The following is a 7,540-nucleotide window of genomic DNA, read 5'->3' on the forward strand; positions in this document are numbered from 1 at the left end:
AACCGAGACGATATAGTTGATTATAATGCGTTAGTTCTCACAGTGTGAGATTAAATAGGGTGTGAAGCTGAACTTTTGGTGAGCGGAGAAATTATCAAATCTTTATGGATGAATGTGACGAGCAGAGAAATATAGCGTTTAAGTCAGACCCAAATCTTTTTTTAGGTATCTTGAAGAGGTAATCTTTCTTTATGAAGGTACTAACCGTTTTATTCTGTTTGGCTCATTTTCTCACAGAGCCGATCTATGCCCAGGAAAATCAGCCCCAGTCACTGGAAGTCTACTATCTACCTGACTCATTTATGGTTGATGAAGCTCACTTAATCCAGAACTATATTCATTCAGATGCATCCGTATCGTTCAGATCGGGTGATGCCTTTTATTTTGTTGTTCCAATCGATAGTAGTTTAGCATCATCGAAGGAGCTGTATTTTCAAATTCCTAATCTCGGTAATCTACGGCAAATTTGGATCAGTGGAAATAAAATAATGGAGAGAACCTATAATGTCAATCAAGGAGGCAGAAATCATGACTTGAAAATTAATCCTGAACAAATTGTCTATGGCAATTACCTCATTTTTCAATATACGGTTTTAATGGGTTCCGGTGAGGTTGATGCGCTTACCTGTCTTATTTCTACAACTCCTATTGAAAAAAACTGGTCCATCGAAAAAATAGTCTTTGAGTTACCCCTGCTTTTTTATGTAGGACTCACCCTCGCACTGATCATTTTTTCCTTCACCATTTATAACTCCTCATCGAGGCAAGATTTTTTGTGGTATGGGTTATATCTCATTTTTTTAACCCTATATCTCAGTCATAAAAGTGATGTAATTATCACGCTGTTTTTAACCTGGGGGCGTTACAATCAGTATGTACTTCACGAAGTATCTCAAATATTGATCAATATTTGCTATCTCTTTTTTGTAAAAACCTTTTTAGATACCAAGACCAATTATGTACTGCTCAATAAGCTTATTGATTGGATAACGGCAGCGCTGATTCTTTTTCTATTATTTGATCTTTTTAACCTAGTGTCGGGCTATTTCATAGATATCCAGTCCGTCTTAATGAATGTTCATCGCGGTTTGATGACGCTTTTCGCCCTTATCGGAATAACCTATTTGATATTCGGGGCTAGAGATAAGTTGGCTTATTTTATAATTGTTGGTTCGGCCTGGTTTGTAGGAGGCGCTGTTACCACCTGGATCAGCGGTGCTATACATTATATGGTGTATGGGGCTGCTGCTGAAAATTTAGTATTTGCGTTGGGGCTCGGATATAAAATTAAAAAACTGGAGACAAGCAAGAGAGAAGCAGAAAAACGAGTCATTGAAGCGAGAATGACTGCTTTGCGTACCCAGATGAACCCCCACTTCATTTTCAACTCATTAAGTGCAATAAAAAATTTGATTCTTCAAAAGAAGAATAAGCTCTCGCTGAAGTATTTGGACAAATTTTCCCATTTACTGCGACAGATTCTAGAGGCTTCTGCTAATCAACGTACTACATTAGCAGAAGAGATTAATCTTCTTAAACTATACTTAGATATAGAAAAGCTACGTTTTGAAAATGACTTTGAATATACGATAAACGTGGACGGATCCATTGAAGCTCAAGATTTGGAAGTCCCCTTGCTTATGATCCAGCCATTTGTAGAAAATGCATTGGTACATGGCCTTTTGCCTAAAAGTAAAGGAGTAAGACGTCTAGAGGTGGTTATAGAAAACGGGGATGAAAATTATATCCATTGTATAGTTGAGGACAATGGAGTGGGAAGAAACTCCGCAGCCAATAAAAAAAGAAAGAAACTGCCTCATCAACAATCAAGAGGAGTGGCTACTGTCCAACAACGCCTTCAGCTATTGAATTTAATTCATGGAAAAGAAAGTAAAATTGAAATTTATGATTTAGTTGGTGATAAAGGTCGGGCCAAGGGAACAAGAGTGGTAGTTAAAATAGCAAAATTAAGTAATTGACATATGCGAACAATAATCATAGAAGATGAAAAAAACTGTTTATCTCTACTTCAAACGCTCATAGAAGAGTATTGTGAACAATTGGAGGTTATAGGTACCGCAAGGGATGTAAACCAGGCGGTAGAACTGGTTAATGGTAAAGATCCAGAACTTGTATTTTTAGACGTGGAACTTATAACTGGTACTGGTTTTGATGTGTTGGAGAGACTAAATAAAATCGATTTTGACATTATATTCACTACAGCTTACGCACACTATGCAATAGAGGCAATTAAATGTAGTGCCCTAGATTACTTATTAAAGCCAATCAACGGAGAAGAGCTTCAAAAAGCAGTGGCGAGAGCCCGTGACAAACACAAAAAAGAGGCCTATCACAAAAAGATAGAAACCTTATCGGTTAGCTTAAGTGAAGCTCACCTTCAAAAAATATGCCTCTCAAGTTTAGATGAAACACTGTTTATCGACCTATCAGACATACTTTATTGCAAAGCCGAAGGTTCTTATACCAACTTTTTTTTGAAGGGTGGTCAACAAATAATGGTAAGCAAGCACTTGAAGGAATATCAGGCGATGCTACCTGATCATGAATTTATGCGTGTGCATAAAAGTTATATAGTAAATCTGAGAGAGGTTTTAAAACTCTTAAGATCTGATGGTGGTCTCTTGGAAATGAAGAACGGAGATGTAATTATGTTTTCAAATCATAATAAAAGTTTGTTAATGGAAAAAATGAAATCATTGCACTCTAGATAAATACAATAAAAGCGATTCTTTTAAATAGGTATATAATGACTCTTCAATAGCCTACAAGCAACTAAAAGATTAAACGATATTAGTATTAAATAGAAAAATAAAAATGCATTCTATTGAACAAGATTCAAATAGAATCGCTATTTTGGTTTAAGACGGAGTTAAAAAGAGCCGTTTTTGGATAAAAAAATCGTCAACATAAGAAAAGATATTCGGCTTAAGAGACGTGGCGACTGGGATTGTAGGACAATGTTTAAGTCTCGTCCAGACCGCTTTTTTTTAAGATGTTGTGTTGTGAAAGTTTAATAACTTTCCTAGGTTTAGAAACTAAACCATTAGAAGTCTTTCCAAATAGGAAGGGCTTTTTTATTTTACGACATTTTTAGACTTTCAATAATCAGCTTTACAGTCAAAAAAGCTTGTCATTAATTTAAATCTTTCTCTTCAACGATTTACATATATTTACACTTCTAATTTTATTGTTAATTAAATTGATACACCATACTACCAGAAGGGGCATTACTCTCAGAACATTATTTTATACTGGATCTTTATTGCTTATTATCCAAAGTTGTACAACAAATTCTGAAGATGAAAAAGCAAGTTCAGAATCAGAAGATAAAAACAATTATAGCTTAAGAGAGACTCAGGTTCAACCGGAAGACTATGATTATTCAAATCAAAAGACATTTAAAGTCTTGTCCTGGAATGTTGAGCATTTTGTAGATCAATATAACGATCCATATATAAACGCAAGCCGAGAAGATGAACCAGAACTGAATCTTCGGGATAAACTTTCATATCTAGTTGAAGGACTGAGAAACGAAAATGCTGATATAGTTGTGCTTCAGGAATTTGAAAGTGCTAAATACCTCAGACAAATCGCTAAGAATAGTTTAAGTGATTTGGGATATAATTTCTTTGCCAATGCAACCAGTGATAACTGGTATATGAATGTGGTGGTGATGAGTAAATTTCCGTTGGGAGTTTTATATTCTTACGGTGCTGTAAATACGCCTGCACTAAACTATGTTGATGAAGATGGTAACAGAGAAACACAAAATAAATTAAATAACAGAATGTGGTCCTTGGAGGTGTTTCCTTCAGAAGATTATAATTTTATTTTAACTGGTCTTCACTTGAAGGCGGGCCGTGGAGAACGAAATGAAGCTTTACGCCTTGGTCAGATCAAGTTCTTGAAACATCAATTCAAAAAGTTTCTAAGATTGGATTCTGATCAAAACCTTCTTATTGCAGGAGATTTAAATAGCACGTTAGAAAGTAAAGAAATTGAGACTTTAAAAGCTGGCCAAAAAAGTGAAGAAACTTTTATAGATGCATTACCAGCAAATGTAATGACACATTCTGCAGAAGATCCTGTAAGACGATTGGATTACGTCCTTTTTAATGGTAATATGGAAGCGGAATATGTCAAGAATTCAGCTAAAGTCCCTGACCTTCTCACCGAAGAGCAATTAAAAGCCGTCAGCGATCATTTACCATTGGTTATCTCTTTCAAAACTTCAGATCAATAAGATTATGAGTTAGGCTCCAGAAAACTCACTTATCTATCCTACAATATTATCTGCAGCATAAGCAGCAGGTAGTAAATCAGGTTTAATACGAGCTTTAAATCCAAGAGATTCTACGTATCCAACTGCTGCGGTAACCACTTTATTAGATTTATGTTTTGGATCTATATTATAATCTAGATCGATTGTATCAATTTCAATACCGTGTTCTCGTAAATAAAGTGCCGTCTCCACAGAGCGCTCAGCTTCACCCCAGAGTCTGGTCCACATGTCTGAAATCAAAGGAACCACTTCTTTGCGATAGATCACATGACAACCCGTTGCAGCAACATTAAAGACCAGAGTCGTGGCATAAGTCGTATTTAACTTATTTTGACTATCACAACCCAAATAAAGACGAAGCTCTTGATTTTTGTAGAGTTTACAATACTTCTTGACGTATAAAGCGACATCAAAACCGTCACTACTGGTTAATTTTTTAAATTCCATTTATAAGAGTGTTAGTTTATTTGCAAGTTGAATATCAGTTAGTTCAGATCAAAACTTATCAAAATGTAAAGCTTTTAATCTAACTTTATGAAGGTGTGAATCTCTTAATTTTCAGAATCAATTTACTTGAATCTCCAATTGGACAGAAATTCTCAAATCGAATCGTTTCAGAGATGCATATTCAATCGTTTACCAATTTTATTCATTTACCTTATAATGTTATAAAAAAGATTAACCTAAAATTTAATGTCAGGCATAAAATCTATTCATAAATTCACAATCTTAATAAATACGTATAATTATGTCTAATGAATCAAAATGCCCATTTATGGGTGGGAAAAATGCAATAGAAAGTGAGCGTGTTGGTGGAGCCATAGGAACGCCTCCTATGAACTCTGATTGGTGGCCTGATCGCCTGCCAATCGAACTATTACATGCTCCTTCAGCAAAAGCTAATCCTTATGGACTAGATTTTGACTACCCTAAAGAATTTGCAAGCTTAAACTTAAAGGAAGTAAAAAAGGACATTTTTGAGATGCTCACGACTTCTAAAGATTTCTGGCCAGCAGACTATGGTAATTATGGACCGCAGATGGTTAGGATGGCATGGCATGCCGCTGGAACCTACAGAGTAGCTGATGGTAGAGGAGGAACCGGAGAAGGACTTATCCGTTTTGCGCCACTTAACTCTTGGGAGGATAATGGTAATATCGATAAGTCGATAAGGCTACTGCAGCCTATAAAAATGAAATATGGTCATAAAATCTCATGGGCAGATTTGATTGTTCTTACAGGAAATTGCGCATTAGAACAAATGGGATTTAAAACCTTTGGCTTTGGAGGGGGTCGCCTAGACGCCTGGGAGGCAGATGATGCCACTTACTGGGGGCCAGAGACCGAAATGGTTACTCAGGATAAACGATGGAAAGGAGAACCTGGCCGTAACGATTATGATCTTGAAAATCCTTTAGCAGCCTCTCGTCAATCCTTGATTTATGTGCATCCCGAAGGTCCATTTGGTAATATGGATCCTATTTCTGCAGCACAGGAAATTAGAATTACATTTTCTAGAATGGCTATGAATGACGAAGAAACTGTGGCTTTAATTGCTGGTGGACACGCCTTTGGTAAGAGTCATGGAGGCTCTCCAAAATCTCACTTAGGTCCAGAGCCTAATGCAGCACCCATAGAAAATCAGGGATTAGGTTGGATGAACAGCAATGGTACAGGTAATGCAGAATATACTACCACTAATGGTATAGAAGGGGCCTGGACCTCCAATCCTATACGTTGGGACAACGAGTATCTAGAAAATTTGTTTAAATATGATTGGGAACAATCTGTTAGTCCAGCTGGAGGAAGGTCCTGGAAGCCTGTCAATGGAGAAGCTTCAGATTTAGTGCCAGATGCACACCTCGAGGGGGTCAAACATCCTCCTATGATGATGACAACAGATATTGCCCTTATCAAAGATCCAGAATATCGAAAGATATGTGAAAAATTTGTAGAAGATAGAAGCTTATTGGATGAAGCTTTTGCTAAAGCCTGGTATAAGTTGACTCACAGGGATATGGGCCCTAAAAATAGATTAATAGGGGAAGAAGTGCCTAAAGAAGAATTGATTTGGCAGGATCCAATCCCAGCTTTAGATCATGAACTCATCGACGAAGAGGATATTGCTAACCTTAAAAAAGCAATACTAGAAAGTAATTTATCAACCTCTTCATTAATCAGTGCTGCCTGGGCATCGGCATCGACTTACAGGAAAACAGACTACAGAGGCGGAGCTAATGGAGGTCACATTAGATTAGAGCCCATGAGAAGCTGGGAAGTTAATAATCCTGCTCAATTAAAAAGTGTCATCGAAACTTTAGAGCATATTCTAAATGAATTTAATTCTAATCAAAAAGATAATAAAAAGGTTTCTTTTGCCGACATGATTGTACTTGGAGGCTGCGCAGGTATTGAAGAAGCAGCTAGAAAAGCTGGGTTATCCGTAGATGTTCCTTTTACCCCTGGTAGAATGGATGCTTTGGAAAGTCAGACCGACGAAGGTAATTTCAATGTGTTAGAACCGTTTGCAGATGGGTTTAGAAATTATCGAAAAGGAAACTATGCGGTAGAAACGGAACGTATGCTGATTGATAGAGCACATTTATTAGATTTATCTGCTCCAGAATTGACTGCGTTGGTTGGAGGAATGAGAGTCTTAGATATTAATTATGATGGCTCCTCTTATGGGGTGTTTACTAAAAATCCTGGTCAGTTATCCAATGATTTTTTTGTAAACCTTATCGATTTTGATACCAAGTGGAGTCCTATGGATGAGGACAAAGAGTTTTTTGAAGGCAAAGACAGACACACCGGCGAAACTAAGTGGAAAGCAACTCGAAGTGATTTAGTTTTTGGTTCAAATCCTGAACTTCGTGCGATTGCTACTGCTTATGGCTCAAATCATGGTGAATCTTTCTTTATCGAAAATTTCATTAAAGCTTGGGATAAAGTCATGATGTTGGATCGTTTTGAGTTGAAAAATGAGCTCTATAAATCATAAACTTTAGTACAATTGGATATAATAAAGCCCCAATTCTCGATAAAAAGAGAACTGTGGGCTTTTTTATAGCTAAAATTAAAATCAAAAACCCACAACTTTCGTTGCAGGTTTTCTTTTTGCGGAGAAAGAGGGATTAACAAGGTTGATCCCAAAATAAGCTATCCTGGCCAAGCATAGAAAACCCAACCAAGCTGTCGCTTGCTTTTCTTTATTACTGTCCATCCATTAACAAAAGC

The 7,540-nt window shown here is 36.8% G+C and carries 5 protein-coding genes; 4 read left to right on the forward strand and 1 reads right to left on the reverse strand.

Features of this window, described 5'->3' with window-relative positions; genetic code table 11:
- Positions 1–191: 191 nt before the first annotated feature.
- From F598_RS14970 to F598_RS0111165, 3 genes are all read left to right on the forward strand, one after another.
- The gene (locus F598_RS14970) at positions 192–1,979 is read left to right on the forward strand and encodes a sensor histidine kinase (protein WP_019039140.1); all 1,788 of its coding nucleotides are present in this window, start codon (positions 192–194) and stop codon (positions 1,977–1,979) included.
- Positions 1,980–1,982: 3 nt separating this feature from the next.
- Positions 1,983–2,732: a LytR/AlgR family response regulator transcription factor gene (locus F598_RS0111160; RefSeq protein ID WP_019039141.1), complete on the forward strand. Its 750-nt coding sequence runs from the start codon at positions 1,983–1,985 to the stop codon at positions 2,730–2,732.
- Positions 2,733–3,220: 488 nt separating this feature from the next.
- On the forward strand, positions 3,221–4,264 hold the full coding sequence (locus tag F598_RS0111165) for an endonuclease/exonuclease/phosphatase family protein (protein WP_169334104.1): 1,044 nt from the start codon (positions 3,221–3,223) through the stop codon (positions 4,262–4,264).
- Between the two features lie 33 nt (positions 4,265–4,297).
- Here F598_RS0111165 and F598_RS0111170 read toward each other — a convergent pair whose 3' ends face one another.
- Positions 4,298–4,750: a ribonuclease H-like YkuK family protein gene (locus tag F598_RS0111170; protein ID WP_019039143.1), complete on the reverse strand. Its 453-nt coding sequence runs from the start codon at positions 4,748–4,750 to the stop codon at positions 4,298–4,300.
- 301 nt (positions 4,751–5,051) lie between these two features.
- On the opposite strand from F598_RS0111170, the gene katG reads away from it, so the two are divergent.
- Positions 5,052–7,304: a catalase/peroxidase HPI gene (gene katG / locus F598_RS0111175; protein ID WP_026302672.1), complete on the forward strand. Its 2,253-nt coding sequence runs from the start codon at positions 5,052–5,054 to the stop codon at positions 7,302–7,304.
- Positions 7,305–7,540: the final 236 nt, after the last annotated feature.

The sequence above is a fragment of the Psychroflexus tropicus DSM 15496 genome (assembly GCF_000378765.1).
Taxonomy (GTDB): domain Bacteria; phylum Bacteroidota; class Bacteroidia; order Flavobacteriales; family Flavobacteriaceae; genus Psychroflexus; species Psychroflexus tropicus.